The sequence below is a fragment of the Mesorhizobium sp. M2A.F.Ca.ET.042.01.1.1 genome (assembly GCF_003997405.1).
GTDB lineage: Bacteria > Pseudomonadota > Alphaproteobacteria > Rhizobiales > Rhizobiaceae > Mesorhizobium.
In genome coordinates, this window is record NZ_RZRX01000501.1 from 1 (window position 1) to 1,955 (window position 1,955).

Annotated in this window: 2 protein-coding genes; both read right to left on the reverse strand. The window is 56.2% G+C overall.

Features of this window, described 5'->3' with window-relative positions:
- On the reverse strand, positions 1 to 663 hold a 663-nt coding region (locus EOA23_RS34215; RefSeq protein ID WP_127307272.1), incomplete at its 3' end, for a dienelactone hydrolase-related enzyme.
- A 12-nt stretch (positions 664 to 675) separates the two neighbouring features.
- The gene (locus EOA23_RS34220) at positions 676 to 1,953 is read right to left on the reverse strand and encodes a hypothetical protein (protein ID WP_127307273.1); all 1,278 of its coding nucleotides are present in this window, start codon (positions 1,951 to 1,953) and stop codon (positions 676 to 678) included.
- Positions 1,954 to 1,955: the final 2 nt, after the last annotated feature.

The following is a 1,955-nucleotide window of genomic DNA, read 5'->3' on the forward strand; positions in this document are numbered from 1 at the left end:
CCCCGCCGTCAGGAACAGCGAGGCTTTTGACACGGCCTGGTCGCGCGCAGCAATCAAGGCCGCGACCCACGAACCTAAGCTCATGCCAAGTACCGAAATCTCTCTATAACCTTCGGCCCTCAACCAACGTATGAGCTTTCGCCCATCCAATACCCCCTGCCTTATGGACTGGATCGTTCGCCCAAGATTGGCGCTAAGCATATAGTCGGCGTGGAGGGAGCCGGGTCGGCTGCGCTCGAAGTGATAGGGCATGGCAATCTCGACAACGGTGATACCAAGCCACGAGAAGAAACTGGCAATCTGACGGTTCCGCGCGCTTGCGTTCCAATGGTGAAAGATCACCATCGCCCGATCGCGCGACCCGCTTTCTGTGACTTTCGCCCACACAACATTGTTCGCTGCGATATCAGTGGCAATGTCCGATGGAAACTTCAGCCACCCCTCCTTCCTTTCAAATCCCTGATCGCTCTCACTCGGCTCATCGAAAAAGGCTGGATCAGCCACGGCCTTGTCCGCAAGCACACAAAACTGCTCGATGCTCGCAGTCTCGCGGGCTCTCGGAAAGGCGCGGTCCGCGTCGAGAACGAGCCCCGTTACCTTCTTCCCTTCCTCACCGCGTCGCGCACGCCGTTCATCCCAACGATCAAGCCAGCTATGGTACACTGTGATCTTTTCCTAATTCGCTCGCCATCGCCCAAATCCGGGATTGAATAGGCCGTATGTCGCGAGCAGCACTCCAACGCCCAGAAGGATCGAAAAGCCAGCAAACGCATCGATCAGCATATAGCCGGCAACGAGCAACGCTACGGCCGCCGACATCTTCCACAAAGGCGCCTGAATCCGACTTCCGACGCCTAACCGGATGGTCCCATACACAAAAACAACGCAGGTCGAGATAACAATAAGAAAGCTGCTGTAATGCGTCGGCATCCTATAGGCGACCTCGTCGCTCAGGTCGTTGCCGCCATACAAGACTGAAGACATATCGCCCACCAACCAAGCCACGACATTTTCTCCACGCGAGGTCAGGTAAGCGCTTTGGGCCTTCATGCATATGGCGATCAGAACGCCCAAAACAGTGCACCGAAAAATCCCACGCATTACCCTGAGGCCGACTTCATTGACCTTATGCTGATGGTCCGCCTCCTGCCAACTTTCCGATTCCTCACCAATTCTCGAAAGGTCATGGACAACTGTGTAAAGCAAAATGAGACCGGCAAAGAAAAGATAAAAGCACAGGCACATATAGAGGTAAGCGAGCCCGGTGAACACGACCTCTTCCGGCACCGATATGAGCTCAGGGCGCGCAATTGCTAGCTTGCCCCAGTCCGTCGCATAATTGCCACCGCCTTTCATTAGCGGGAGCAAACACACGCCGATCCACTGAAACAGACCGGCGAACACCACACAGATCAAAAAAACCGCCCAATATGAATACGAAGACGCTTCGACGTTGTGCGTCCATGCATCGTCGCTTTTCACCTGGTCGCCCTCCGCTATCAGCTTCAAGCGCCCGTCATTTTTCCAAAAGACAAGCAGCTCTGTCACGAATGTAAAAAACAGGGGCAAAAGCACCATGAAGAGGAATGTCCAATTCGGCGCCCAGAGAAACCCAACCTGTTTAGCGAGGCCATCCGCCCGGACGTAGGTCGCGTCATGAATCCCCGTCATATACGACAAAAACCCGAGAGCGGCGGCCCCGGCAAACACCGACGCCGGTAAATTCAAGGGAGATCCGCGACTGAAAAGCGCCTCCGATCTCCTCGCCAGACTGAAACGCCGCCTCAGCCGCTTGGCGTCGGGGTTCCGTGCGATCTCCGCAGGGGAGTCTGAGCCGTCTTCGAAGGTCGTGGGCCGAGCCATATCTGGAACCGCCACCGCGACTTCGCTTGCAGCGCTCTTGCGTCCCCGTCTCTTGGCCGCTAGTCGCGATTGAGCCGCACTCAGCTCCATCT